Source organism: Thalassospira povalilytica, from assembly GCF_002844235.1.
Lineage (GTDB): Bacteria > Pseudomonadota > Alphaproteobacteria > Rhodospirillales > Thalassospiraceae > Thalassospira > Thalassospira povalilytica.
Genome location: NZ_PGTS01000002.1, coordinates 260,618 through 286,778, shown reverse-complemented (window position 1 = coordinate 286,778; position 26,161 = coordinate 260,618). Strand labels below are relative to the sequence as shown.

Sequence of the window (26,161 nt, the reverse complement as noted above, 5' to 3'; positions counted from 1 at the left end):
TGCCGGTTGCATAAATCACGACGGGTTGCCATCCGTCAGAACACATCGCCGGAAATAGCGAATAACATCGCCGTCCTGCCCGTTTGTCGGCTTCTGATGATGTGCGCGATACATGCGGCTGTCCAGAACCCCGGAATTGTCAGTGGCAATTATCAGCCACAAAAAACCGTCCACATCGGCACGACCACGATCCGTTGTTGAGGGCAAGACACTGCCATTTGGATGCGAATGAAAGCAGCCCACCACCTCGTCACCGCTTTGACGGGCCAGACGATAGGTATCAATCAGGGTTTGCGGATCAATTTCAAAGGTTCTGAGCGGATCATCGGCAACATTGCGTGCTGCCACCACCCGACGGATCCGGTTTGGTGTCTGCTTTGACGCAACAAGAAGCCCACAGCATTCTTCCGGCCATTGCATTGCGGCCAGATTGCACATTTCCTGATGCAGGTCAGCAGACAGAATGACAGCCGAATGATCGCCGGTGTCGCAGGCTTTCTGATTTGTCATGCTGCCGCTATCCTGTTTGTCCTGCCCTTCTTGGCCTGTCTGATCGCCTGCGCAAACCCTATTGGCCGTCAGCATTCAAAACAATACGACCAAGGACCTTTTTATCGGTCAGCGACACAATAACAAGACGCGCACCAAGTCCATCCGGGCCTTCGATATGCAGGATTGCCTGTGTTCCCTGAACGGAATAAGCGACCAGCACTTCGCCAGGTGCAATATCGATAGTGATGTCACCAAAATCCGGGATGACGGGTGCACCGGAAAATCCGGTCGCCACCTGCGGGCCGTTATCAAGGCCAGCGATCGGAACCGAAGGCGCCTGCCCCGTATCGGTGCTATCTGCTTCCTTGGCGTTTTTATCAAGTGACAGCCCATAGGCAACAAGCCCGATGCCGATCACGATCAGCACCCCCATGAACACAACCAAGGCCTTAACTAAACGCATCTTGTTTCCAACCAACCCATCTGTTTGACATCAGCATGGCCGGTCAACTGCCCCGATCACGCAAAACACATCCCAAGGCCATAGCTGCAAGCACCGACAATTGCAAGATCACAACATAAACGGGCCGCGCCCTTTGTCGTGCCCTGTGTATTGGATCGCTCCTTTTGATGGTTTCCGTATTCCCGCGCGCACACGAAGCGGCCTCATCCCCGGGATCATGACGGCATTTCATTGCAATCGGGCATAAAACAGCTACAAGCTGCCAGCACAAAGCATAACCTGTTACACTGCATATCGAAATCAGACTGCAAGACATTGATGACCAGTAGCGACCAGATGCCAGAAGAACTCCGCTATATTGCAACGGCCCAGGACGAAGGTGCGCGCCTTGACAAGGTGCTGGCTGTGGCCTGGCCGGATCAGTCCCGATCCCGCATCAAGGCATTGATCGAAGATGGTCATCTGCGCGTGAATGGCGATGTCGCGCGCAAGATGTCGGCCAAAGTCAAACAGGATGACGTGTTTGAACTTGTCATTCCGCCGGCCGAACCGGCCGAGCCGATTGCCGAAAACATCAAACTTGATGTCCTCTATGAAGATGATGACCTTCTGGTGATCAACAAACCGGCGGGGATGGTTGTCCATCCGGCGGCCGGAAATGAAAGCGGTACGCTGGTCAATGCGCTTCTGGCCCATTGCGGCGATAGTCTTTCGGGGATTGGCGGGGTCAAGCGACCCGGCATCGTCCACCGACTGGACAAGGATACCAGCGGCGCGATGGTCGTTGCCAAAAACGATACGGCCCACCGCGCCCTTTCGACCCTGTTTTCCGAGGATAAGGAAAATATCGATCGAGCGTACCTTGCGGTTGTGTGGGGGATTCCGCGTCCGCTTGCCGGTGATATCGAAGGCAATATCGGCAGAAGTCCGCGCAACCGCAAGAAAATGACGGTTCTTAGAACCGGCGGAAAATATGCACTAACCCACTACAAAACACTTCAGTTCAGAGACGACTCGTTAGCATCTCTGGTTGAATGCCGTCTTGCGACCGGCCGAACCCACCAAATTCGGGTGCATATGACCCATATCGGCCACTCACTTGTGTGTGATCCAGTTTACGGCAGGAATAAAAATTCACAGAAGTGCAACTTGGAGACGCAAGAACTTCTGAACGCATTCAACAAACAGGCTCTACACGCCAGAACTCTGGGATTTATTCACCCTCGCACCGGGGAATATATATCGACAACAGCACCCCTTCCCGACGACTTGAACGCATTGATTGAGAGCCTAAACCTATCCCAAGGGATAGTGTAGATTAAACTTTATGGTCAAAAAATAATTGACGCCATCTAATACCCTCGTATAAGGTTTAGTCAGTGCTAGGGGATAACAGCACTTGATCGAAGCATAACGGGAGGCTTCAATGAAACAGGGAAATGCTCTGCCAGTAATCTCTCAGGATGGTCTGACTGTATATTTGCAGCGTATCCGACGTTACCCGATGCTTACCCCCGAACAGGAAACGACGTACGCATGCAATTTCCGCGACAACGATTGTGACAAGTCGGCGGAAAAACTGATTACAAGCCATCTGCGACTGGTTGCCAAGATTGCCATGAGCTATCGCGGCTATGGTCTGCCTTTGAATGAATTGATTTCCGAAGGCAACGTGGGCCTGCTGCAATCTGTCAAACGTTTTGACCCTGACAAGGGTTTCCGGCTTGCAACCTACGCCATGTGGTGGATCCGCGCAGCCATTCAGGAATACATCCTACATTCCTGGTCGCTTGTGAAAATGGGCACCACGGCCGCGCAGAAGAAATTGTTCTTTAATCTTCGCAAACTCAAAAGCCAGATGCAGGCGATTGATGAAGGGGATCTGTTACCAGAACAGGTCGAACTCATCGCGACCAAGCTGAATGTTTCCGAAGATGACGTGATTATGATGAACCGTCGCCTTGCCGGTCCTGATCATTCGCTCAATGCACCTGTCCGTGTTGACGGCGATGGTGAATGGGTCGACTGGATCGAAAGCGACGACGAAGACCAGGAAACCCTTTACGGCAAACGTGAAGAATTCCTGCAACGGATGAATATGCTTAAAAGTGCCATGTCGCATCTTAACGATCGCGAACGTGACATTCTGACCCAGCGTCGCCTGCTTGAAAGCCCGGTTACTCTGGAAAACCTCAGTGTCGCCTATGGTATTTCACGCGAACGCATCCGGCAGATCGAAGTCCGGGCCTTTGAAAAAGTCCGTAAATCGATCCACAGCGATCTGCCACACTAATGGTGCTTACCAGCCCTCTTCCCCCTTGCAACGAACTACGGCGGACAAATTGTCCGCCGTTTTTTATGTCATCGATGATGTGGGTCGGATCAAAACATCATGGCATGATCAGTTCCCGGACCGGTCGACTTCCTTGATCAGGCTGTCGCCCCAGGTTTTGATCAGGGCACGCTGTTTTTTGCGAAGCTCCCCTACCCGGCGCTGGGCAGAAAGATTAAGCACATTGGCAACGATCGGCGGCATCGCAAGATACAACAACCAGCCAAGGCCCGCCGCCCCGTACATGATTGATAATGCCAGTGGCTGAAAGATCTGCTGGGTCGCACCGCCCACCGTTTGCGACGGCACTTGCCACAGTTCAAGGATATAGGGTGCGACACCGGAAAAATTCAGACCAAACACACAACGCGCCATGGTCCGGCCCGGGCTGCGATCGAAAATGAACGCGACCAGCGACGGCAACAAGCCGACCACCAATGTCACAAAGGTCGGCAGGGCGACCATGAATAGCAGCACAGCAGATGCAACCACGGACAAACCGGAAAATGCGCTGCGGCCGCCCTTTTTGGTGCTTTTACCTTTTGCCATGTCGATCCCTTAAAAGATATGCATCAAGAACAGTGCCGATACCGTCAGCAGCGCGATCATGGTTGATGCGAATGCTGCGGCCTGCTGACCGACTTTTTCCGCAAGTTCCAATCGCGCCGGCCCCGAAGATTCAAGGTCAAAAACCTCGCTTTCGGCTTCGGAATATTCAGCCACGGCCTCGACAAATTCGGACTGATCCTTGCGGCGTTCCTGTTCATCGTTGATCAGGTTGTAAAGCTCCACCAGATTGCCGCGCTTGGCCAGTTTCGGGATTTCGGTTTCAACCCGTTCCCGACGCGCCTTGCTGTGGAATACCTTGATGGCCGGTTCCATAAGCCGCGCCACCCAGTGCGACAGATTTTGCAAATTGTCCGGTCCGTGACGCCATTGCACAATCGCCAGCATACTGATGATGGCGCGGCTGTATTCGACCTCGTCAGACGGGTTTTGCATGGCCATCAACTGGCCTTCGATATCATCTTCAAGACGGGTGGCGATGAATGCAGCAATATGGCGATCCACCGGCCAGCTGTCTTCAGACGCACTTTCCGCTGCCTTTTCGAGTGCTGGAAGAAGTTGCGAAATTTCAACAACATATTCCTGTTCGATCATCGGGCTCAGGCAATGCTGGTTGCGCACAAGCGCGTAAAGACAACGCTCATAGCCATAACCGGCACTTTGTTGCTGAACGTAATAGCGCAGGTTTTTATATACCTGCTGAAGCTTTTGAATTTCCGGGCTGAAGCCTTCCTGGCGGCCAAACCAGTAGGCCGGAATATCGCGGACGATCACATCGGCAAATCGCTGTGGGCCACGTCCATGCTGCACGTCATAGGACAACATATATCCAAGACCATCGACCATGGCCGAAAAGCCCTTGAACCGGACCGGTCCCTGATGATCCATGATCAGGATAGCACGTGCGACCAGAACATCCTCGGCCGCACGCTTGTCCGCGCCTGCCCATTGCAACTGCCGCATGGCATCTGCAAGTGCCTTGGCCCGGTCATTGTCGCCAAGACCGCGCCGCAGCCAAATCTCGATCGTGCCGTCGCGCAATGGCGCAAGTGCACTGACCCAGTTCTTTGCCATACCTTGGGCAAGGGAACGCACGGTATAGTAGTCACGCCCCGACAGGTTCTGGGATCGTGCGGCGCGTTTTTCGCTATTGGCCTGTACCGGCTTGGTCCGGCGACCGTCCAGCCATGCATTCAGTTCGGCAAAGCCCCAGCGTTCTTCGGGATCATCACAAAGCAATCCGCGAACCGGCTCGATCAGAACCAGTGGCAATCTTTCCTGTGATGCAATTGCCTGAAACGATCCCTTTGCCAGTTTGAGATCCATGATCTCCTGATCGCCCAGTTTGCTGAGCGGACGGTGACCGATCCCGAGTTCCGCCAATGTCATGCCCAGGGCATACAGATCGTCCATGATGGTACCCGATCCGCGACCTGCGGCATCGGCGCTCATTCTGGCGGTTGTTTCATAGACAAGCGGCTGGGCATAGCCCGGCGGTGTCGCAGCACAATCCCCCAGAACGACTTTCTGGCGCAACGGGTCAGCATAAAACAGGTTGCCAGCACGAATATTGCGATGTGCCAGATTTTTTTCGCCAAAGGACTGCAACACACCCATAAGCGGTTCGATGACCACTGTGCCGATTTCATGTTCGTCGATGGTCGCCTTTTTGCTTTCACCAGTGACGACACGACCGCCAGCGGGCTTTTCATAGAACAACACCATGGTGTTGCGCCCGAATGGCGGCCAATAGGCAATCTCGCTGTCAAGCAGGTCAATCTGACCTGCCATATGCATACCGGTCAGAAAGTTGATATGTTCCTGACGGGTTGGCAAGGCCGGGTCGGCAACAACCGCAAACGCACTGCCTTCATCGCGGCGTAAATTATCAGCGGAATAGGCCTTGCACGGGCCCATATCAAATTCCGGCATACGCAGATCAAGAAAGACCCGGAAATTGCCGATTTCGATGCTTTTGCCGCCGGTTGAAAACTCGACATTTTCCGGACCGGCTTCGGGGTTGGCTTCATCGGGTTCTTCGGGCGCAGGCGCACCGCCGCCCGGCGCATCCATCACTGGTTCTCGCGCAGCACCGCTCGAAACTTCCTGTTCCTGGTCTTCTGCTTGCTCTGCCATGATCCCGATATTTCTTTACGAGTTATCGTTATTTGGTGACGCGCATGATCTGATGAACCGTCATCCTGACGCGACATTCAGTACGCTACCGTCAAAAGGTTGATAAAACGATACTTCTGATACGCCACACGAGCAAGCTGTTATGCGACCGGCACACCGGGCCTGCATGCGACAACACATTCAGACAAAACGAAAAAAGCCACCAGTCGGAACTGGTGGCTTTTGCTGTGCGATGCACAAACCCTGTATCAGGCGCTGAACGGGTCGTGAACCAGAATGGTGTCATCACGTTCCGGGCTGGTTGACAGCAATGCCACCGGCGCTTCGATCAGTTCTTCGATGCGGCGAACATATTTGATGGCTGCTGCCGGAAGATCAGCCCAGCTGCGCGCACCCATGGTCGTTTCCGACCAGCCTTCGATGGTTTCATAAACCGGCTTTGCCTTGGCCTGAAGTCGCTGGTTGGCCGGAAGATGATCATAGATCTTTCCGTCAATGTCATAGCCGGTGCAGATCTTGATTTCATCAAAACCGTCAAGCACGTCAAGCTTGGTCAGTGCGATGCCGGTGATGCCGTTGACTTTGACCGACTGGCGCACCAGTGCGGCATCAAACCAGCCACAACGACGTTTACGGCCGGTCACAACGCCGAATTCACGGCCACGTTCGCCAAGACGTTCGCCATCTGCGTCAAACAGTTCGGACGGGAACGGTCCTTCGCCGACACGGGTGGTATAGGCCTTGGTGATACCAAGAACATAACCAACACCGGACGGGCCCATACCGGAACCGGCAGCGGCCTGCCCCGATACCGTGTTTGAAGACGTCACGAACGGATAAGTACCGTGATCAATGTCAAGCATCGTGCCCTGGGCACCTTCAAACAGAATACGCTTGCCAGCTTCCTTGAACTGGTTCAGCGATTTCCAGACGGTGTCAGAGAACGGCAGGATTTTCGGCGCGATTTCCTTAAGCTGGGCAAGAAGCTCTGCCCCGTCGACTTCCGGCTGACCAAGACCACGCAGAAGCGCATTATGGTGGGTCAGAAGGTTTTCAACCTTTGCCTCAAGCAGATCAACATCAGCCAGATCACCAACGCGGATCGCACGACGACCAACACGGTCTTCATAAGCCGGGCCGATACCGCGACCGGTGGTGCCGATCTTGTTGTCACCCGATGCCGCTGCTTCGCGTGCACGATCCAGATTGCCATGCAGCGGCAGGATCAGGCAGGCGTTTTCCGCCAGACGCAGGTTTTCCGGGGTGATATCCACGCCCTGCTCTTTCAGGCGGCCGATTTCGGCAAGCAACGCCCAAGGATCAACAACAACGCCGTTGCCGATTACAGACAGCTTGTTCTGGCGAACAATGCCGGACGGCAGCAGGCTGAGTTTATAGGTCACGCCATCGATCACCAAAGTATGACCGGCGTTATGACCACCCTGGAAACGCACAACGACATCGGCCCGTTCGGACAGCCAGTCGACGATCTTGCCTTTACCTTCGTCCCCCCACTGGGAACCGATCACGGCAACATTGGTCATCGCAAAACTCCTTGCGCGATAAAAAGTTCGTTCAGTTAGGGTCCAGACCCTAAGCGTTCAGCGGCACGACCTGGCCGCCAAGATAAATGTAATCACAGCCCATGCGGCGCGCTTCGACGCGCGCACCGTCTTCTGTTTTGGCCTCGGCAGCACCTTCAAGGGCAGCAACCGTGTAATGGCCTTCGGCACGCAATTTGCGGGCTTCTCGCTGCGGGGTACCAAGCGGAAGGTAAACCCGTTCCACCGGTTTCGCATCCGGAAGTCCACGCAAAATACTATCCATATAAAGCGACATGCCGGTCGCTGCTTCACCCGATGCGCCGCCGGCCCGGTAACGGCCGCCACGCCCGATCTCACCACGGACATTGCGGGCAAACAGGGTAAAGCTGACACCGGTCTGATAACGGAAACCGGCCATTTCAACCGGATCAATGGTCAGGGCCGCATCAAGATCGGATGCCAGAATGCGTTCCGCAACATCGATCAGACGATAAAGTTCCTCGGATGCGCCCAACGGCAGTTCGAGCTTTTTAAGCTTTGGCAACGCCGTTGTCGCCGGACCGGCCGCCTCAAGCAAGGCAACAAGCACATCGGTAACCTTGCCATCCATAACCCGAAGGGCCGCAACATCGCGACGTTCAAGCGCCTCGGTCAGGGCTTCGCGATCATCACGCGACACACCAAATGCATCAAACAGGCGTACGGGCAATGTCGGCAGGTTCAGGTCAACCGAGACATCGGCAAGACCAATGGTTTCAAGTGCTTCAAGCGCCAGCAGAACAATCTCGGTATCGGCTGCGGCACTCGAAACGCCAATAAGTTCCGCACCAACCTGTGCGAACTGACGTTCCGGGCGCAGGTGCGATCCCTTGATCCGCAACACATCTCCGGAATAGGACAAACGCAACGGCCGCGGCGCATCGCCAAGACGGGTGGCGGCAATACGACCGACCTGCGGGGTCATGTCCGAACGCAGCCCCATCATGCGGCGCGATTCAGGATCCATAAGACGGAAGGTCTGGGTTGCCAGTTCCGGTGCTGCCCCTTCGAGCAGGCTTTCTTCAAACTCGACCAGCGGCGTTTTCACACGGTCATAGCCTGCATGTGCCAGACTGGCCATCAGCTTTTCGCGGATTTCGGCTTCCCGCGCAGCGGTTCCCGGCAGGACATCCTGCAGGCCGGCGGGCAAAAGTGCTTTCCTGGCGAGTTCGGTCATTTTGTGTGCTTTCCCGGACGAGGCGCGCAAATTCAATCAGGCTCGATAATGCCCCAAGGATTACTCAAGGCTCACTATCCGGTAGCGGTTACTACCGCGTTGTGCCGGACAGGGCAACGGGGAAAACCCCAAAAACGCAAATAATACGTACGAAATGTTTCTCAGGCAGCGGAAAATTCCGCTTTTACCACCGCATAAGCCCAATCAAGCCACGGCAAAAGTGCCTTGATATCGCTTGGTTCCACGGTCGCACCACCCCAAATCCGCAGGCCAGCCGGCGCGTCGCGATAGCCATTGATATCAAGGGCGACATTTTCCGCTTCAAGCAGCTGGGAAATCTTTTTCGGAAGTGCTGCCTGCTGATCTGCGGGCAATGCCAGTGCCCAGGGATCGACAATCTTGATGCACATCGATGTGTTTGATGCGGTTGCCGGGTCCTCGGCAAGATCGGCAGCCCAGTCACTGGTCGCAAGCCACGCGTCAAGATGGGCGCGGTTTTCGCGGGTGCGCGCCAACAGACCATCAAGGCCACCGATGTCTTCTGCCCATTTCAGGGCGTCGATCGCATCTTCGACAACCAGCATCGACGGGGTATTTATCGTTTCACCGCGGAAAATGCCGTCAATCAGCTTGCCGCCCTTGGTCATGCGGAAGATTTTGGGCATCGGCCATGACGGCGTATGGCTTTCAAGGCGTGCAACGGCCCGCGGGCTCAGGATGATCACACCATGACCGCCCTCGCCGCCCAGAACTTTCTGCCAGCTATAGGTCACGACATCGAGCTTGTCCCACGGCAATTCCATGGCAAAAATCGCCGACGTCGCATCACAAATGGTCAGGCCCTTGCGGTCATCGGCGATCCAGTCCCCATTTGGAACACGCACACCGGCGGTCGTGCCATTCCAGGTAAAGACAACATCACGATCAAAATCGACAGAACCAAGATCGGGCAGCTTGCCATAATCGGCATCAAGGGTGCGGACATCATCAAGTTTAAGCTGCTTGACCACATCCGTGACCCAAGTCGCGCCGAAACTTTCCCACGCCAGCATATCGACACCACGCGCGCCCAAAAGCGACCAAAGCGCCATCTCGACCGCACCGGTATCGGATGCCGGAACAACGCCCAACAGATAGTCATCAGGCAGGTTCAGAACGGCGCGCGAACGGTCAATGACTTCTTCAAGACGCTGTTTGCCCAGTTTGGAGCGATGGGAACGACCAAGAATTTCCGTTTCAAGCGCAGATGCAGACCAGCCAGGACGCTTTTTGCACGGACCCGACGAAAAGTTCGGGCTTGCAGGGCGAAGTGCGGGCTTTGCGAAAGCGGTATTCTCGGCAGTCTGGGCCATCGGCATATTCCTGAGCAGCTGGAACGATCCGGCCGGATCATTCCCGATCAAATTAGGGGGCTGATCCTATTGACACAAAGGCAAAAGTCAAACGCCTTCGACACAGACAAGCCAGCCAATTTTGCATGGCTGGCCATTATCTGAAAATCATCATGGGCTGATTGCCCATACGGGATCAAAACCCGATCAAAACGGGATGTCGTAATACCACGGCGCAAACAGGCTGAATGCAATCCACAACAACACAATCAACGGCGTTCCGGCCTTAAGGAAATCGATAAACCGGTAATGCCCCGGCCCCATGACAAGCAGGTTGGTTTGATAGCCAACGGGCGACGCAAACGAACAGTTCGCGGCCATCACCACCGCAATTGCAAAGACATGCGGTGGCACGCCAAGTTGCTGGGCCATGCCGATTCCAATCGGCGTAAACAGAACCGCACAGGCATTGTTCGACAATACATTGGTAAAGGCCGCAACAATCAGGAAGAACAATGACAGGATGACCGGTGCCGGGGCCCCGCGTGTCACCGTCAACAACTGATCGGCAACGAATTCCGCCCCACCAGTCAATTGCAACGCATTGCCCAACGCCAATGCGGCTGCAACCAGCAGCACGATCTTGCGATCAATCGCGCGCGATGCCTGCCGCAAATTGAGCGCCCCGGATGCAATCATAAGCCCCGCACCGATGAAGCTTGAAACCATGATCGGAACAATGCCTGTCGCAGCAAGCGCAATCACACCAAGGAAAATGGTTGCTGCACGGCGGGCATGGAACGGACGCGGCAAGGTGCGCGTCGACCATTCCAGCAACACCACATCACGAATGGTACGAAGTGCCTCGACATCTTCGGAACGCCCCTGCACCAGCAAGACGTCCCCGGCCTCAAGGCGGATTTCCGTCATTTGGGTACGGATCATGCGCGAACGGCGCTGAATACCCAGAACAAGACATTTGTACTGATAGCGGAAACCGATCTGTTCAAGGTTAAACCCGATCAGACGCGAACCGGGCGGCAACATCACTTCGGCCAGAAGCTGGGTCGATTTTTGTGGCGTTTCCTCGCCATCGCCACTGACGGCAGCAGCATCGGCATGCAGAAGCCCCGGGTCCTTCTGAAGGGCCTCGGTCAGGGCCTTGCGGGTCGCCGCAACAACCAGAACATCGCCCGCCTGAATTTCCATATCACTTTCAAATGGCGGCAATTCGGCATGTTCGCGACGCACGATCATTTGAATGGTGATGTTGGGCAGGTTTTTGAAAAAACCTGCAACCGGACGGGTTCCGATCATTTGCGATGCCGGGCCGACCGTGATCTGGGCAATGAACTGTTTGCCGCTGCTGTCCGGATTGGCAAGCTTGCTGCGCATTGATGCCAGGGCCGGCAAAAGCCGCGGCGCAATGAACAGAACATAGACAAAACCGGTAATCGCCAAGACACTGCCAACCGTCGTGAATTCAAAGAATTCCAGCCCCGGCATGCCAAGTTCGATCAGGGAACTGGAAACCAGAAGGTTGGTTGACGAACCGATCAGGGTGGTCATCCCGCCCAGAATGGCGGCATAGGAAAGCGGGATCATAAGGGCACTTGGCGAACGTTCAATCCGCTCTGCCAGGGCCTGAATGATCGGGATAAAGATAACAACAACCGGCGTATTGTTCAGGAATGCCGACATCAGCATAACCACGAACAGGCCGATAAAAATCGCAACGGCTGCGTTCTTGCCGCCATGTTCGGTGATCAGGCCGGCGATATAACTGACACCACCGGTAAGTACCATCCCCTGCCCGACAACAAGCAGGGACAGAACCGTCAACAATGCCGGGTTGGCAAAGCCGGACATAATCGTGTCCGCACCCAGCAGGTTTTCACCATTGCCGTCAAGCAACGGGAAGAATTCGAAAAACAGCAACAGGGTCGCAATCAGCGCCATGCTGGTCAGTTCAAGCGAAATGCGCTCAAGCCCGTACAGGACAAGCGACCCGGCAACAAGTGCCAGGACCACCCACATCTGCATTGGCGTCGCAGAACTGGCGACAACACTTTCGATCACGATAAATCTACCCCTGTAAAACCAGCACCCTTTGCGGTTTCAGGCACGGAATTTTATCCCTGCGCCCTGCCCGCATTCATCGTATTTTGCCTTTACTTAGACGAAAGCCCTATGGGCCGGTCAATAAAAAAACAGCGTCGCGGCGGTTCAATGCGGATTAATCGGTACGAACCGGCCAATGAAAAACCGCTGTTTTCCATATGGTTTTCGCAAACAAAAAAGCGGACAACAATCCTGTTGCCCGCCCTGTGCTTTGAAACTGAATGCCGCATTTTACGCCGGCACGACAATTTCGCCCTTAAGATACAGGACGGCCTCGCCCTTCAGCTCGACCCGGTCGCCCGCAACCTTGCATGCAACAACCCCGCCGCGTGCAGATGCCTGATATCCGACGACATCTTCCTGACCAAGCTTGTCCGACCAATAAGGGGCCACCACACAATGCATATAGCCCGTCACCGGGTCCTCATTGATCCCGATCGCCGGCACGAAAAAGCGTGAAATCATATCAAGCCCGGTCTTGTCCCCCGGTGCGGTCACGATCACCCCGCGTCCGGTCAGGCGGCCAAGCACCGACATATCGGGCGCCATATCCCGCACGGTTTTTGCATTGTCATAGACGGCAACAATGTCGGTATCACGACTGGCAACGACATAGGACTCAACCGGTTTGGCACCACCAAGTGCCGTCAGCACATCTTGCGGAATTTCGTTGGCCTTGATCGGTTGTTTGGGAAAGTCGAGGACGATCGCATCATGATCGCGCCGGGCCGTCAAAATGCCGCTTTTGCTTTGCAGCTTGAGCAAGTCCGACTTGAAACCAAGATGGTTGAAAATCACAAACGCGCTGGCAAGGGTTGCATGCCCGCAAAGCGGTACCTCCACCGTCGGGGTAAACCAGCGGATGTGAAAATCGGCGTCATCCTTGTCATCACACGGAACAAAGAATGCGGTTTCCGACAGATTGTTTTCCATGGCGATTTTCTGCAAAACATCATCGGCAAGCCAACCCGACAAGGGCACAACCGCCGCCGGGTTGCCGGCAAACAGCATGTCGGTAAAGGCATCAATCTGATAGATCGGCAAAGTCTGGGTGGTCATATCTTGGTATCCTGAAGACGGAAAGTTCTGCTTTTCTCATGCTATCCGAACCTAGAGAAATTCGGATCAAAGAGCCATCTCGATTGCTTGCTTGACGATGGCAAGATCGTGATCCTGCGTCCGCCAGTTTGAAAAGGCCGCGCGGAAACCGAACCGCCCGCCATAAATCGTCGGTGTCAAAAAGGTCTTCCCGCCCGCATTGATCCGATCAAGCAAGGCACGATTGTCATCATCGCTGCCAACGGATGCGAACATCGTGACATTGAGTTTCGGTTCGCGCAGCAATTCAAGTTTTTCATGCGTGCGCACCCACATGGCCAGATCGGCCGCCTGATCGCAATTGGCCCGGATGACCGCCGCCATTCCGTCAATGCCATAGGCCATCATCGTCATCCAAAGCGGCAAGGCCCGAAACCGTCGGGAATTTTCGACGCCCCGATTGATATAGCTGTTGCCGATTGCCTTGGTCTCAAGATACGGGGCAAAGGCACGGCAGCAGGTTTCCAATACCGAAATATGCCGGGTCAGGAATATCCCGCAATCATAGGGCACATTGAGCCATTTATGCCCGTCAGACGTTATGGAATCCGCACGCTCCAAACCGGACAGAAAATGTGCCCTGCGATCATCAAGTGCGGCAAAGAAACCGAATGCGGCATCAACATGCAACCATGCCCCAAATGCCGCACACAAATCGGCAATCGCATTCAAGTCATCAAAATCGGTGGCATTGACCGTCCCTGCCGAGGCAATGACAATCTTTGCGCGCGCGTCGCTGGCTTCAAGCTTTGCCCTAAGGTCAGAAAGATCCGTTTCCTCGGTCCCCGGGAGTGTGGCGACCTTGATAAAACTGTTTCGACCAATCCCGGTTATCGACAGGTCCTTGATCATGCTGGCATGCGGACTTGCCGCAAAGATCGCAAGATCGGGCAATACCGACGCACCATCCGCATCAATATTGACACCGACCTGCTCGCCGCACCATTGCCGGGCCGTGACCAATCCCAAAAGATTGGAAACCGTAGCCCCGGTGGTCAGCACACCATCAAACCGGTCTCGGGGCAGATTGCCGATATCACATAGCCAGTTGATGACCTGTTCCTCGACGGCGGCATTGACCGATCCTTCCGGGCCGGTCGCATTCTGATCGACCGCGGATGCCAGCCAGTCGCCGACAAGGGCCGCCGGGGTGGTACCGCCGGTAACAAATCCAAGATAACGGGGTCCGATTGATGCGGCGAGCAGCGGCAGAATTTCTTCCTTGGCTGCCCGCAACGCATCAAGCGTGCCGCTTCCCTGCCTTGATAAGGGGCGCGAGGGGTCAAAAGCAGAGAAATCGCGACAGGTCACATCCATGTCATCCGCCCCCTGAATAAAGCCATGGGCGACATCACCGGTTTCCACCAGGATACGACCAAGCTTTTCAAGGTCATCAAACATGAGATGACGCGCGTCCTCAGTGGGGCTGAGTGGCGCACGATTTGAACGATAGGTCATCTTTCGTCTCCCGAAAGGATGCGGGCAAAGTCGGCCCGGTCGATATTGGCCCCGGTCAGGACAAGGGCGACTTTTTTGCCAATATTGCGATCACGTTCGGCAATTGCCGCGGCCAGCGGCACCGCACCGGCCCCCTCGGCCAGAGTGTGACAGCAACTGAAATAAAGACGCATGGCATCTGCGATCTGATCATCACTGACGGCAACAATGTCGGCTGCGCCCTTTGTGATGATTTCAATCACCCTGGGGTCGGGGCTTCGACATGCCACACCATCGGCAAATGTATCAGCAACGGGTGTATTGATCACCTTTCCGGCCAGAAAAGACTGACGCACGGCATCTGCGCCACAGGCAACCACCCCGACAATTTCCGTATCAAGGCCCAACGCATCGCGCACCGCAATCAGCGAACAGATCCCCGACCCCATTCCAACGGGAACGTAAACGCGATCAAGCCCCTTGATATCGTCAAACAGTTCCAGCCCATATGAAGCAACACCACGCACAAGTTCCGGATGGAAAGGCGGAACCATGACCGCCCCTTCGCTTGCGGCATAGCTATGTGCAAATTCTGCTGCGGCCTGAAAATCGTCGCCATGCTCGATCACCTCGGCACCCCAGGCCCGCATGGCCGCATTCTTTTCAACAGAATTGCCGTGCGGAACAATAATGGTTGCCGCCATTCCGAAACGACTGGCCGCATGGGCAAGACTTTGTCCGTGATTGCCCCGCGTTGCCGAAACAATACCGCGCGCAGTATCGGGCAGCCGCCCCAGATACCGGCAAAAGGTCAAACCACCGCGAATTTTGAACGCGCCCAGCCGGGTATGATTTTCATGTTTGACATACAGGGACAATCCCGTCGCCCGATCAAGAAGCGGCCAATGGATTGTCGGGGTCGGCGCAACAAAATTAAGAACAAATGCGGCTGCATCACGCAATTCGGTCAGACTGAACATTCACATTGTATCCCTGAATTCGGCAGATAAAGACAATTGACCCGAACATCGATCCCGGAACCGGACGGAGGCACGATGGGAGCGCGTGCCTCCGTCACGCGCGGGGTGGCTAGCCGCGCGGTGGCAAGCCGTTCCAGAATGGCTTTGACAGTTCGGTGTCAATGTCTGCACGCGACAGCCCGACATCCTTAAGCATATGATCGTCAAGCAATTGTATCGCATGACGGTTGCGCGCACGCGATTGCAGACGCGCAACAAACTCGATAGCAGAGATTGCAATACCAGCCATTGCCGCGCGCCAGGTCACAGGCTTGTTGCCCTGCTTGCCCTTGGTCAGTGCGCGATCCGTGACATGAATATCGGGAAGCTGGATTGTATCGTTACAATTTACCATTTCCATCTCCTATCGGTTAATTGTCTCGATATTGTTTTGTCATTGACATTGTTATTGTGTCAATTTAAACATTGTCACCATGACAATGTGGCTCCCCAACCTTTCAGAAGCCGGCGGTCCTGTTTACCGACAGATCGCGCAGGCCATTCGCGAAGCAGTCAAGGATGGCTCCCTTAAACCGGGTGACCGACTGCCAACCCACCGCGACCTTGCCTATCATCTGGGCGTGACAGTCGGCACGATTACGCGATCCTACCGCGAAGCGGAAAGATTGGGACTTGTCGCCGGCGAAGTCGGACGCGGGACTTATGTTCTTGATAACATTCAGTCCGAACTCGACATGGCCGCAACTGCGCCCATCCCGATGGCTTTTACCAACAACCTTGCCCAGATGGGCCGCAAACCGGCCTTTGCCCATGGTGCCGCTGATGACAGCGAAGACACCGGGCCGATCAATTTTCGAATGAATTGCCCCCTGCCCCCGCAGGAAGGTCACATTCGTCAGACATTGCTTGAAATTGCCGGCACCATGCCGATTGACGATATGGTGTCCTATAAGTCGGAATACGGGGTTGCCCACCAGCGCGAAGCATTGGCCCACGCCGCCGGTCGGGTTGGACTTGATGACAATCCCGAACGCGTCCTGCCGACCGCGGGTGTCCAGCACGGCATGACCGTATCGCTTCTGGCAACAGTTCGTCCCGGCGATCTTGTTTTATGCGAAGAACTGACCTATCCGAACCTGCGCAGTTTGGCCAATTTGCTGCAATTCCGTCTGCGCGGTGTCGCCATGGATGATCAGGGCATCCTTCCCGAAGCCCTTGAAAATATCTGTCGCACGCAAAGTCCGCGCGCAATTTACCTGATGCCGACCCTGCATAATCCGCTGTGCAGCACCATGGATCAGCAACGCCGGATCGAAATCGCCGAAATCCTGCGCAAATATGATCTGACACTGATTGAAGACGGCATTTATCATTTCCTTGATCCGGACGCACCGCCGCCCCTGTCGTGCTTTGCCCCGGAACGCAGCATCTATCTTGATGGCGTATCCAAAAGCATCGGCGGCGGTTTGCGGGTTGGTTATATCCATGCACCCGGCGAAATGATCGGCAAACTGGCCAGCGCCATTCGATCGACCTGCTGGATGGTATCGACCATCAATCTGGAACTGGTCACCCGAATGATCATGGATGGCAGCCTTGCCCAATACGAAGCCTGGCACCGCAATGAAGCCGCCCAGCGCCTGGCCGTCATTCTTGGAACCCTTAAGGGATATGACGTCCGCTTCCACCCGACCAACTATCATATCTGGCTTGAACTGCCCGATCATATTGATCCGGGCGAACTGGTCATGAATGCTGCCAATAGCGGTGTTCTTTTGACCGCAGCCCAACAGTTTTCCGTTGGCCATGTGCCGCGCGGGTTGCGTTTGTGTTTCGGGGCTGAACGATCCGCCGAACGGTTGCGTCGCGGTGTACAGATTGTCGACCGGTTGCTCAAAAGCAGCGACTTCGGCAATGCTGCCGTGATCTAAAGCCTCGGCACCGGATCTTGTTCCATCAACATGGCTTTGATGACGTTTGCAGGCGGTACTATCGCGCGGCAACAGCCGGGTGGTTTCGGGTTTCCTGTCGCCATTTCAACAATTTCCGCACGCAACGCTTGACCACGTGATTGCCTTGCTTCCAAGATATGCTGCGGGGCGCAAATTGCCCCGATGATTTGTTATCTTGGGCAGCAGAAAGTCAGCAGATGCCAGTTTCCCGCCTTGACGCAGAAGATTGCGGTTTTCCGCATTTCCGTATTCGCAGCCCTCATAAAGACCAGCATCCGAAAATCTTCGATTTTTCCTCGCACTACCGTGCCGCAGAGGCCCTGAAATTCGGACTTTCCATGTCCGAGCCGGGCTTTAACATCTTTGTTCTTGGTCTGGATCGCGCGGGCCGTATGACCGCGACCCTTGATTATCTGAACAAGGCCATGGAAGAACGTTCAGCCCCGGATGACTGGGTTTATCTGAACAATTTTTCGCGCACCAACCGTCCGCGCCCCTATGCCCTGCCCGCGGGCGAAGGTCGCAAGCTTTTGTCTGCGATGGAAACCCTGATTTCCCATCTGCGCGAAGCATTTGCGTCGGCCTTTAACGCCCCGGCCCATCTGACCGAAACCCAGACCCAGACCGAAGAAGCCCGCACCCAGCTGCGCGAAAAATTCGATGCGCTACGTGAATATGCCCGTGAACGGGGACTGGATGTTCAGGAAAACGAAAAAGGCGTGATGATCGTCGCCCTGAACGAAGACGGCGAACCGGTATCCCTTGATGAAATCCCCAAGGAACGCCGAAACGAGGCCGAAGACGCCTTTGAAGAGGTTGCCGAAGAAGCCCGTAAAACCCTTCTTTCGACCCGCGATCTTGAAGAACAGATTGCCGATACACTCGACAGTCTGCGTCGCAGTGCCGCCAAAGTCGTTTTGAAACCGCGCATCAAAAAGCTGCGCGACAAGTTCACAAGCCCGGGTCTTAAGGCGTGGTTCGAAGCGCTTGAAAAAGACATCCTTGATAATATCGACGCGTTCGAAGAAGCCAGCGATCAGCCCGCCATCGAAAGCGGCGATGGCAAGATCCCGGAAACCGTCGATGATCGCTATGCGGTCAATCTTCTGATTGATCATTCGCGCGATACGCATCCCGATGTCGTTCTTGAACCAAGCCCAAGCTACGACAATCTTTTCGGGCAAATTCAGTACCGCCCGATGGGCGGCGGCATGCATCCGCATTTCAGCCTGATCAAACCGGGCGCGCTTCATCGTGCCAATGGCGGGGTTCTGGTTCTGCGTGCGGAAAGCCTGCTTGAACATGAAGAATGCTGGGGGTTTCTGAAGGCGGCCCTGCGTGACCGTGAAATCCGCATCGAGGAAACCCATAAGGGCGGTGCCCCGACGGCCGGCGCCCCCGAACCGCGTCCGATCCCGCTTGACCTTAAGGTCGTGATCGTTGGCGCGCCGAAATTCTATTACACGTTCTTTTCGCTCGATGTCGATTTTCGAAACCATTTCCGGGTCAAGGCCGACATTGATGCGGATATGCCAGCCGCCGGCCGCAACATATCGATCTATACCGGCTTGTTGCGCGAATCCGCCCTCGCCCGGTCGGGCATTCCGGTCGATAACGGTGCAATCCGCCAGCTTTTGGGTCAGGCCGCGCGCTGGGCGGGTGAACGCGACAAACTGACCGCCCAGATCGAACGGGTTGAAGATGTCGCGATCGAGGCCGGCGCCCTTGCCAGGGCCGATGGTCGCGAAAGCATCCGTGCAGCCGACGTCAGACGCGCTATTGAGGAACGTCGTCACCGTAATTCCCGTCTTGAAGACAAATCGCACGAACGGGTCCAGCGCCGCGAAATCCTGATTGACAGCTATGGCGCGGTTGTCGGGCAGGTCAATGCATTGACCGTCCTGGATTATGGCGATCATGCCTTTGGTCTTCCGGCCCGTGTGTCGGCACGGTCTTATGTCGGCAGTCTCGGGGTTCTCAATATCGAACGCATGGTCGATATGTCCGGTCCGCTGCAACAGAAGTCGGTCATGACGATTGAAGGGTTCCTGAAATCGCGCTTTGCCCAGGACTTCCCGCTTTCCTTTGCCTGTAATGTCACGTTCGAACAGAACTATGGCGGCATCGAAGGCGATTCGGCATCAATGGCTGAGCTGTGTGCCATCATATCGGCGATCTCGCACGTACCGATGCGCCAGAATATCGGCATCACTGGATCGATGAACCAGTTCGGCGAAGCGCAGCCGGTTGGCGGTATTTCGCACAAGATCGAAGGGTTCTATCGGATTTGTGCCGATCAGGGCTTCACCGGGGATCAGGGCGTGATCATTCCGCAGGCCAATGCTGAAAATGTGGTCCTGCGCGAAGAAGTCGTTCAGGCAATCCGCCAGGGCAAGTTCAATATCTGGACTGTCGAGCACATCAATGACGCGGTCGAACTTCTGACCGGCATGCCATCCGGTGATCGTCCGGACAGCCAGTATCCGGAAGACAGCGTCTATGGCAAAGCCATGGAACGTCTGCGCAGGAATGACCAGATATTGCGTGACCGATATGCCTATCCCCCGCGCGCGGAGATGTAACAATGAAAGGACCACTCCACGATCAGCCAGACAATGCGGCAGCCATGCCGCATGCTTCTGGCAATTTTGATCGGCGGGGTGGTCTTTTTTCTTTGATTGGTCTGGTTGCGTTGCTGGCCTTGAATGTCACGGTCATTTCCGACGTAGCGGCACAAACCAGCGAAATGACCGAATTCCCAACCGGGGCGGACATCATCCCGAATGATCTTCCCGCCCATGCATCACAACCGGTCTTGCGCAATCAACCGCTCAGCCTGCTTCCGGGAACGATCCCGGCCAGTGATACCGTCATTGATGACGCGGACATCCCGTCACTTGCCAATCAGTATTATCAAGAACTTACCGGCACAACGCCAAGCAGAGCGCGCCCGGCGACAGTCCGCAAAACACCCGACAAGCCGACGCCAGCAGCCACCACCGTCATAACCAAACCACCGGCGGCGACAAACAACACCGCCAATCCCGCACCCGTGGCAACCAGCCACCAAACAGCGACGACGGCTCCCGCAAAGCAGGTTATAGATACGGTTGTTGCAACGCGCGCCGCGCAACCGACCGTGACGCCGCCCGAAACGGCAAAGCATGATCCAAACGGGCGCTATCTGATCCAGCTGGGTGCTTTTCGTGACACGATTTCGGCTGAAAGTTACTGGGCAAGTTTCTTGGTGCGTTACCCCACCCTGTCAAAATCGCACACCAAACAGATCGTCTCTGCCAATCTTGGCGTTAAAGGGGTTTATCACCGGCTTCAACTGACCGGCTTTGCCACCTTTGATGGTGCCAAACAACAATGCCGCCAGCTGAAAGCTGACGGCACCGATTGCTTTGCATCCCATCGCTGAGCGATCAAAAGCGATCGCAGGCACCAATGGTTGGCACAATATTCTGATTTTTTTTTTGCGGCTCAGTTTCCTGGCGACAGCATGACGATCTTGTCAACGATCAGGGTCGTTGCTTCGGTACAGGTCGTCATCAATGCCATATGTCCGGTTACACGGACCTTGTCCCCCGGACGGAATCGGCTTGCCTTGTTGGCAAGCGCATAAAGCGTTCCATCTTCGGCACGGAAAGTCACACATTCGTTGCCGTGATCCGTAATTTCACCAACAACGGTAAAATTATCTTTTTGCAGGAATGAGCATGCAGACAGCGCCAGCGCAATGCCAATTACCGCAATTTTCTTAGTAAACCCAACCATCAACCGGTTTTGCATCGGTCGTTCTCCTGTGCGTGAACGATTCTCTTTGGACACAAATTCTTTCGTGCCACGTTAAGGTTCTTGTAACGCGATCAACGATACAACGATAGACATCCTTTTAAGGGTTTCACCATCCAATGTCATTGATTACAAGACGGCACATGGAAAAGTCGCAGATAGAATTGCTCATGGAACTTGCCGCTGATTTTCAGCAGCAGACCGCGATTAACAATCGCGCCAGTGAGGTTACCGAGCAAAGTAATGCTCTGTCGACTCTTGTTGATCTGGCGCGTGATATGCAAAACCGCCTGGATCAGCAGCAGAACCGCATTCGTCAACTTGAACTGATGGTCGAAACCGACGAGTTGACCGGCCTTTATAACCGCCGTGGTTTCATGCGGCGTACCCGCGAGGCATTGGCACGTGCAGCACGCACTGCCGAACGCGGCTTGATGGTGATTGCCGACCTTGACGGGTTCAAGGAAATCAATGACGAACATGGTCATGCCGCCGGTGATGCTGTTTTGCGCCATTTCGGACAGAATCTGCGTACCCATACCCGTTCCGATGACTTTGTCGCACGGTTTGGCGGGGATGAATTCGCCATTCTGATGACCGGAAGCAGCCCGGAAGCTGCCCAGAAACGCATTGCACAGCTTCAACAGGCAACCGTGCGATTCCCGCTGATCTGGCAGGGAAAGGCATTGGCGATCAAGGCAAGCTTTGGCTACACGGTTTATAATGCCAAAAGTGACATTTCCGACCTGATTCGCGCCGCTGATCAGGCGATGTATGTCCAGAAGCATGCCGCACGTGAAAAAGCCATTCCGGCCAAAAAAGACAACGACGCGGCCTAAGCCGCGCCTTGTTGCATTCTTTCCAGTCTTTTCACGACTTTACAGCTGTCTCGGGGGCCGATTTTTCCCGCTATCGGGGCAATCTTTTGTGGCTGCCCGTTTTTTTTGGCTTATGAAGTGCAAATCCTTCATATCCTTAGTAAGATCGCTATCTGATAATGGCGGCGAATGCTGCAACAAGAATGATCAGGCGGCTTGAGAATGACGGTTCACAAATGACAGACAGCACCAGCTATTCTGCGGAAACAAATGACCAGGACCTTTTGGCCGCCATGGCGTTTTGCTGGGCCGACATGCTGCTGGAAGTGGATGAAAACGGCTATATCCTGTTTGTCGCCGGTGCGACCGAAAGTCTTTTGGGCTGTACGCCGGACCGACTGATTGGCGAGGCACTTGAAAAAATTGTCGTCAAATCGGAACGCCCGCTTCTGCGTGCCTATCTGCATACAAGCAACGGGCTCAAACGCCTCGAAGAACTCGATCTGGATTTCCAGCTTTGCGAAGCCGACGATCAACCCGTTCAGGAAGCGGTCCCGCTGTCGCTAAGCGGTTATATGATCGCCGATCCGTCAAGCCGCTATTACATCGCCGCCCGTCATCGCGCCATTCGTCCCCGTGCACGATCGGGGATTGACCGCATCATTTTGCAAAACGCGGTCATCCGCCAGAATCAGCAGGCCGAAACGCGGCAAACCGCCCTTCTCAGCAACAAGGATGCCGGGTCGTATCACAGCGAAGCACTGGTGGTTCTTGAAAACCTGGCTGCATCGCGATCACAGGCGGAAACAGCGGCGACCAATGAACTGGCACGCCTGATCGGCATCGGGGCCAAACGGCTGTCATCACTAAGCGCATCCGATCTTGTTGCCCCTGGCCGGTCGGCAAAAATTCATCCGGTTGACGAGCCGATGATTGAACTTGAACGACGGATTGTTGCCTATGCCAGTGCGCTTCGTGCCGATCTTGAAGAACCGGTGACCGGCGGGACACAGGATGACACATCTGCCCCGGCCGGTGGCGGGCTGGCATCCCTGACCAACAATCCCGGTTCTGGCGAAAAGACGACCCGGCAAAAGAACGCCAATGACCTGTTTGGCAGCGATTATGAAAGTGCGCGCAACATTCATCATTTCGATACCGATAATGACGAAAATGATCGCGACACCAACCTTACCCGCGCGGTTGCCTATGCGCTTAATCGCATGCAGCGCAAGGCACAGAACGATGTCACTGCCGCGCGTCTTTCGGCCAGCCTGCCGCACCTGATCAATGAAACACTGAAATCGGTGCGCGCTTTTCGGGAAATTGTCGAAAACGGGTCATTTGCCGTCGCCCTGCAACCGATTGTCCATTTGCGCAGCCAGGAAATGCATCATTTTGAGGCCCTTGCACGCTTCAACATTGGAAACAGTCCGCTTGCGGTTGATCAGATCATCCATTTTGCCGAGGGCACCGGCCTGATTACCGAATTTGATCTGGCGATGTGCGGCAAGGTTCTTGATCATTTGCGCGACAATGCACAAAACATCCCCCATCCGGTTGCCGTCAACCTTTCGGGCCATTCACTTGAACAGGCGGGCTTCCTTCCGGCTCTGGCGGAATTGCTGGATCGTTATGACATCGCGCCGCACCGGGTGCTGTTTGAAGTAACCGAAACATCGCGCATTCGTGCTCTTGATGACGTCAATAACGGCTTGCAGGTGCTGCGCGAACGCGGCCATGAAATCTGCCTTGATGATTTTGGTGCCGGGGCTGCGAACTTTGAATATTTGAGCGCGCTTGACGTCGATATCATCAAATTTGATGGCGGGGCCATGCGCACCGCCCTTGCCAATCCCAAAGGACGTGCTTTCCTTAAGGCGACGGCCCTTCTTTGCAATGATCTTGGCATCCACACCATTGCCGAAATGATCCATGATCAGGCCAGTTATGAGATGGTCCGTGATCTGGGCATTGATTATGGTCAAGGCTATCACCTTGGCCCGCCCGTTACGATCAGCAGCAAAGCGTGTTTTGAAAAACTGCAGTCGGGCAAGTGCGATACCGACGCCGGAGAAAATGATTTGAACATTTCGACTGCAACAGGAGGAAGCCTATGACGCCGCGCCATCCTGTTGATGCCCCCGTTGATGCCAAAACCGCCGCAACCGACCCGCAAGATGATCTGACCAGATATGATGCGGATGTGTTTACCCTTGATCCCAAGGTGATGGCACAGGCCGAGGCACCGGTCATTGTGATGGATTCACATGGTGTGCCGCTTTTTGCCAACAAGAATGCCGTCGGCTTTGCCAAAGGTATCCGTGACGGGCTGTTCCCTGAAATCTATCAGTTGATCCGCCGCACCCTGACCACGCCGGGCGGGGTCGTCGAAATGATGACATTTGAAGTACAGCGCGGCACTGCGACGCTCGAACTGACCGCCCTTCCGACCACCAACAATCAGGTGATGATCCTGCCGCGTGATGTCAGTATGGATCGCAACCTTCGCGAAGCATTGATTGACTCGCGCCAGCGTTACCGCGACATTGTCGAAGTATCATCGGCCTTTGCATGGGAAACCGACGACACGGGGAAATTCATTTTCGTGTCGCCGCGCGGTGCGCTGGGATACCGTGCCGATGATATTGTCGGACGGTTTCCGCAAAACTTTCTTCTCGATACCGCCGATCAGGACAGCGAACATGTGTTTCGCAGTCAGAAGGCCGTGCGCGATGTTCCGGTCTGGTTCCGCCGGTCCAACGGCAAGGATGCCTGTCTTTCGGTATCCTCGACCCCGGTTTATTCGCGCGATGGACGCTGGACCGGGACGCGCGGGCTTGCCCATGACATTACCGAACAGCGCCGCCGCGAAAGCGAAGTCGCAACAGCCCGAAACCGCGACCGCCTGATGACCTATATCGTGCGGACCATGCGTGATGAAATCGATCCGCTTCTGGTTCTTAAGGGCGCGTCAGAGGCCAGCACGCGGGCCCTTGCCTGTTCAAACTGCATCATTTTCAAACGCAATGATGAAACAGATGAACTTGAAATTGCAGCGGGCGACGAAAACCCCGAAGCCAGCCACATTGCAAAACAGGCCTTAAGCCAGTTGCAAAATTCGACCGATACCTTTGATGCCCATATGGGCCAGTATCGTATTCATGCCCTGCGCTGCCATTATCATCAGCGCAACAATGGCGCTGTGATTTTCCTGTTTTCCGCCGATCACCCCGAACCGACTGACGGCGAACGTGCCATCATGACCGAAGTATCCGATCAGGTCGGCATTGCCATTGAACAGGCCATCCAGCATGAACGCATCCTGACCCTGTCACGGACCGACGGGATGACCGGGCTTTTGAACCGTCGCGCATTCTTCGAGGAACTCAAACGACGCCACAGCCGTCTTCAGCGTGAACGCGCCCCGGCTGCCTTGATGTATGTCGATATGGACAACTTCAAGATGGTCAATGACATTCACGGTCACCAGACCGGTGACGAGGCTATCCTCGCCCTGACCCGTGTTCTTCAGGACAATGTCCGCCCGGCCGATCTGATTGCCCGTCTTGGCGGGGACGAATTCGTGCTGTGGCTCGAAGGTGCCGATGTTTCTGCGGCTTCGGGACGCGCACGGCTGTTGATGAAGGAAAGCGCGATCCTTGGCCAGTATTCGGGCGACAAGGACCACCCGCTTGGAATATCGGTCGGGATTGCTGTTCATGAACCAGGTTCGAAAGAAAACCTGCAGCAACTTGTACAACGCGCAGATCAAACCATGTATCAGGTCAAGAAACATGGAAAAGGTCGCTTTGGCATCGCTGCCGCACCCGGCTCGGAAGAGCCGGCAAAGATCGAAGATTAGGAGGAATGCCC

The 26,161-nt window shown here is 55.1% G+C and carries 21 protein-coding genes; 8 read left to right on the top strand and 13 right to left on the bottom strand.

Annotation, left to right across the window (positions count from 1 at the left end; genetic code table 11):
- Positions 1 to 15: 15 nt before the first annotated feature.
- Both CU041_RS05595 and CU041_RS05590 read right to left on the bottom strand, forming a co-directional pair.
- The gene (locus CU041_RS05595) at positions 16 to 510 is read right to left on the bottom strand and encodes a Mov34/MPN/PAD-1 family protein (protein WP_170310150.1); all 495 of its coding nucleotides are present in this window, start codon (positions 508 to 510) and stop codon (positions 16 to 18) included.
- 58 nt (positions 511 to 568) lie between these two features.
- Positions 569 to 955 carry a hypothetical protein gene (locus CU041_RS05590; protein ID WP_170310149.1) on the bottom strand — a complete coding sequence of 129 codons (387 nt, stop codon included), beginning with the start codon at positions 953 to 955 and terminating at the stop codon, positions 569 to 571.
- A 318-nt stretch (positions 956 to 1,273) separates the two neighbouring features.
- Between CU041_RS05590 and CU041_RS05585 the strand changes: the two genes are divergently transcribed.
- Together CU041_RS05585 and rpoH are read left to right on the top strand one after the other, a co-directional pair.
- Positions 1,274 to 2,272, top strand: a complete 999-nt coding sequence (locus CU041_RS05585; protein ID WP_233433017.1) for an RluA family pseudouridine synthase — start codon at positions 1,274 to 1,276, stop codon at positions 2,270 to 2,272.
- Between the two features lie 109 nt (positions 2,273 to 2,381).
- Entirely contained in the window at positions 2,382 to 3,248 is an 867-nt protein-coding gene (gene rpoH, locus CU041_RS05580; RefSeq protein WP_068519342.1) for an RNA polymerase sigma factor RpoH, read from the top strand.
- A gap of 108 nt (positions 3,249 to 3,356) precedes the next feature.
- Here rpoH and CU041_RS05575 read toward each other — a convergent pair whose 3' ends face one another.
- From CU041_RS05575 to CU041_RS05530, 10 genes are all read right to left on the bottom strand, one after another.
- Positions 3,357 to 3,836, bottom strand: coding sequence for a hypothetical protein (locus CU041_RS05575; RefSeq protein WP_101246082.1), 480 nt, complete (start codon positions 3,834 to 3,836; stop codon positions 3,357 to 3,359).
- Positions 3,837 to 3,845: 9 nt separating this feature from the next.
- On the bottom strand, positions 3,846 to 5,990 hold the full coding sequence (locus tag CU041_RS05570) for a serine/threonine-protein kinase (RefSeq protein WP_101246081.1): 2,145 nt from the start codon (positions 5,988 to 5,990) through the stop codon (positions 3,846 to 3,848).
- 248 nt (positions 5,991 to 6,238) lie between these two features.
- Positions 6,239 to 7,534: an adenylosuccinate synthase gene (locus CU041_RS05565; protein WP_068519339.1), complete on the bottom strand. Its 1,296-nt coding sequence runs from the start codon at positions 7,532 to 7,534 to the stop codon at positions 6,239 to 6,241.
- A 49-nt stretch (positions 7,535 to 7,583) separates the two neighbouring features.
- The gene (locus tag CU041_RS05560) at positions 7,584 to 8,750 is read right to left on the bottom strand and encodes an ATP phosphoribosyltransferase regulatory subunit (protein WP_068519338.1); all 1,167 of its coding nucleotides are present in this window, start codon (positions 8,748 to 8,750) and stop codon (positions 7,584 to 7,586) included.
- A 161-nt stretch (positions 8,751 to 8,911) separates the two neighbouring features.
- On the bottom strand, positions 8,912 to 10,102 hold the full coding sequence (locus tag CU041_RS05555) for a phosphoserine transaminase (RefSeq protein ID WP_101246435.1): 1,191 nt from the start codon (positions 10,100 to 10,102) through the stop codon (positions 8,912 to 8,914).
- Positions 10,103 to 10,288: 186 nt separating this feature from the next.
- Positions 10,289 to 12,160: an SLC13 family permease gene (locus CU041_RS05550; protein ID WP_101246080.1), complete on the bottom strand. Its 1,872-nt coding sequence runs from the start codon at positions 12,158 to 12,160 to the stop codon at positions 10,289 to 10,291.
- A 273-nt stretch (positions 12,161 to 12,433) separates the two neighbouring features.
- A complete protein-coding gene (locus CU041_RS05545) occupies positions 12,434 to 13,261 on the bottom strand; it encodes a PhzF family phenazine biosynthesis protein (RefSeq protein ID WP_101246079.1) in 828 nt (275 codons plus the stop codon).
- 66 nt (positions 13,262 to 13,327) lie between these two features.
- Positions 13,328 to 14,758, bottom strand: a complete 1,431-nt coding sequence (locus CU041_RS05540; RefSeq protein ID WP_101246078.1) for a pyridoxal phosphate-dependent decarboxylase family protein — start codon at positions 14,756 to 14,758, stop codon at positions 13,328 to 13,330.
- Positions 14,755 to 15,717, bottom strand: a complete 963-nt coding sequence (locus CU041_RS05535) for a threonine dehydratase (protein ID WP_101246077.1) — start codon at positions 15,715 to 15,717, stop codon at positions 14,755 to 14,757. Before CU041_RS05535 ends, CU041_RS05540 begins: the two co-directional genes overlap by 4 nt.
- 109 nt (positions 15,718 to 15,826) lie before the next feature.
- On the bottom strand, positions 15,827 to 16,111 hold the full coding sequence (locus CU041_RS05530) for a DUF1127 domain-containing protein (RefSeq protein ID WP_101246434.1): 285 nt from the start codon (positions 16,109 to 16,111) through the stop codon (positions 15,827 to 15,829).
- 79 nt (positions 16,112 to 16,190) lie between these two features.
- Between CU041_RS05530 and CU041_RS05525 the strand changes: the two genes are divergently transcribed.
- The 3 genes from CU041_RS05525 (at position 16,191) to CU041_RS05515 (ending at position 21,093) form a co-directional block, all read left to right on the top strand.
- The gene (locus CU041_RS05525; protein ID WP_101246076.1) at positions 16,191 to 17,648 is read left to right on the top strand and encodes an aminotransferase-like domain-containing protein; all 1,458 of its coding nucleotides are present in this window, start codon (positions 16,191 to 16,193) and stop codon (positions 17,646 to 17,648) included.
- A gap of 218 nt (positions 17,649 to 17,866) precedes the next feature.
- Positions 17,867 to 20,251 carry a Lon protease family protein gene (locus CU041_RS05520; RefSeq protein WP_101246433.1) on the top strand — a complete coding sequence of 795 codons (2,385 nt, stop codon included), beginning with the start codon at positions 17,867 to 17,869 and terminating at the stop codon, positions 20,249 to 20,251.
- Positions 20,252 to 20,253: 2 nt separating this feature from the next.
- Positions 20,254 to 21,093: an SPOR domain-containing protein gene (locus CU041_RS05515; RefSeq protein WP_101246075.1), complete on the top strand. Its 840-nt coding sequence runs from the start codon at positions 20,254 to 20,256 to the stop codon at positions 21,091 to 21,093.
- Between the two features lie 62 nt (positions 21,094 to 21,155).
- Here the strand turns inward: CU041_RS05515 and CU041_RS05510 are convergent, their stop codons facing one another.
- Positions 21,156 to 21,449 (bottom strand): DUF5818 domain-containing protein, encoded by a 294-nt coding sequence (locus CU041_RS05510; protein ID WP_228195335.1) that lies wholly within the window; start codon positions 21,447 to 21,449, stop codon positions 21,156 to 21,158.
- A 188-nt stretch (positions 21,450 to 21,637) separates the two neighbouring features.
- Here CU041_RS05510 and CU041_RS05505 point away from each other — a divergent pair, with 188 nt between their 5' ends.
- The 3 genes from CU041_RS05505 to CU041_RS05495 all read left to right on the top strand — a co-directional run bounded on the left by CU041_RS05505 (position 21,638) and on the right by CU041_RS05495 (position 26,150).
- A complete protein-coding gene (locus tag CU041_RS05505) occupies positions 21,638 to 22,306 on the top strand; it encodes a GGDEF domain-containing protein (protein WP_233433016.1) in 669 nt (222 codons plus the stop codon).
- A 215-nt stretch (positions 22,307 to 22,521) separates the two neighbouring features.
- Positions 22,522 to 24,405: an EAL domain-containing protein gene (locus CU041_RS05500; RefSeq protein ID WP_101246432.1), complete on the top strand. Its 1,884-nt coding sequence runs from the start codon at positions 22,522 to 22,524 to the stop codon at positions 24,403 to 24,405.
- Positions 24,402 to 26,150 carry a bifunctional diguanylate cyclase/phosphodiesterase gene (locus CU041_RS05495; protein WP_068519326.1) on the top strand — a complete coding sequence of 583 codons (1,749 nt, stop codon included), beginning with the start codon at positions 24,402 to 24,404 and terminating at the stop codon, positions 26,148 to 26,150. Before CU041_RS05500 ends, CU041_RS05495 begins: the two co-directional genes overlap by 4 nt.
- The last annotated feature ends 11 nt before the right edge of the window (positions 26,151 to 26,161 follow it).

What these genes read in the sequence shown, in the direction of transcription:
- CU041_RS05545 (WP_101246079.1), bottom strand. Translation starts at nt 13,261, where the DNA reads ATGACCACCCAGACTTTGCCGATCTATCAGATTGATGCCTTTACCGAC.
- CU041_RS05510 (WP_228195335.1), bottom strand. Translation starts at nt 21,449, where the DNA reads ATGGTTGGGTTTACTAAGAAAATTGCGGTAATTGGCATTGCGCTGGCG.
- CU041_RS05530 (WP_101246434.1), bottom strand. Translation starts at nt 16,111, where the DNA reads ATGGTAAATTGTAACGATACAATCCAGCTTCCCGATATTCATGTCACG.
- CU041_RS05515 (WP_101246075.1), top strand. Translation starts at nt 20,254, where the DNA reads ATGAAAGGACCACTCCACGATCAGCCAGACAATGCGGCAGCCATGCCG.
- CU041_RS05525 (WP_101246076.1), top strand. Translation starts at nt 16,191, where the DNA reads ATGACAATGTGGCTCCCCAACCTTTCAGAAGCCGGCGGTCCTGTTTAC.
- CU041_RS05555 (WP_101246435.1), bottom strand. Translation starts at nt 10,102, where the DNA reads ATGGCCCAGACTGCCGAGAATACCGCTTTCGCAAAGCCCGCACTTCGC.
- CU041_RS05520 (WP_101246433.1), top strand. Translation starts at nt 17,867, where the DNA reads ATGCCAGTTTCCCGCCTTGACGCAGAAGATTGCGGTTTTCCGCATTTC.
- CU041_RS05560 (WP_068519338.1), bottom strand. Translation starts at nt 8,750, where the DNA reads ATGACCGAACTCGCCAGGAAAGCACTTTTGCCCGCCGGCCTGCAGGAT.
- CU041_RS05495 (WP_068519326.1), top strand. Translation starts at nt 24,402, where the DNA reads ATGACGCCGCGCCATCCTGTTGATGCCCCCGTTGATGCCAAAACCGCC.
- CU041_RS05500 (WP_101246432.1), top strand. Translation starts at nt 22,522, where the DNA reads ATGACAGACAGCACCAGCTATTCTGCGGAAACAAATGACCAGGACCTT.
- CU041_RS05585 (WP_233433017.1), top strand. Translation starts at nt 1,274, where the DNA reads ATGACCAGTAGCGACCAGATGCCAGAAGAACTCCGCTATATTGCAACG.
- CU041_RS05570 (WP_101246081.1), bottom strand. Translation starts at nt 5,990, where the DNA reads ATGGCAGAGCAAGCAGAAGACCAGGAACAGGAAGTTTCGAGCGGTGCT.
- CU041_RS05505 (WP_233433016.1), top strand. Translation starts at nt 21,638, where the DNA reads ATGGAACTTGCCGCTGATTTTCAGCAGCAGACCGCGATTAACAATCGC.
- CU041_RS05535 (WP_101246077.1), bottom strand. Translation starts at nt 15,717, where the DNA reads ATGTTCAGTCTGACCGAATTGCGTGATGCAGCCGCATTTGTTCTTAAT.
- rpoH (WP_068519342.1), top strand. Translation starts at nt 2,382, where the DNA reads ATGAAACAGGGAAATGCTCTGCCAGTAATCTCTCAGGATGGTCTGACT.
- CU041_RS05590 (WP_170310149.1), bottom strand. Translation starts at nt 955, where the DNA reads ATGCGTTTAGTTAAGGCCTTGGTTGTGTTCATGGGGGTGCTGATCGTG.
- CU041_RS05595 (WP_170310150.1), bottom strand. Translation starts at nt 510, where the DNA reads ATGACAAATCAGAAAGCCTGCGACACCGGCGATCATTCGGCTGTCATT.
- CU041_RS05565 (WP_068519339.1), bottom strand. Translation starts at nt 7,534, where the DNA reads ATGACCAATGTTGCCGTGATCGGTTCCCAGTGGGGGGACGAAGGTAAA.
- CU041_RS05575 (WP_101246082.1), bottom strand. Translation starts at nt 3,836, where the DNA reads ATGGCAAAAGGTAAAAGCACCAAAAAGGGCGGCCGCAGCGCATTTTCC.
- CU041_RS05540 (WP_101246078.1), bottom strand. Translation starts at nt 14,758, where the DNA reads ATGACCTATCGTTCAAATCGTGCGCCACTCAGCCCCACTGAGGACGCG.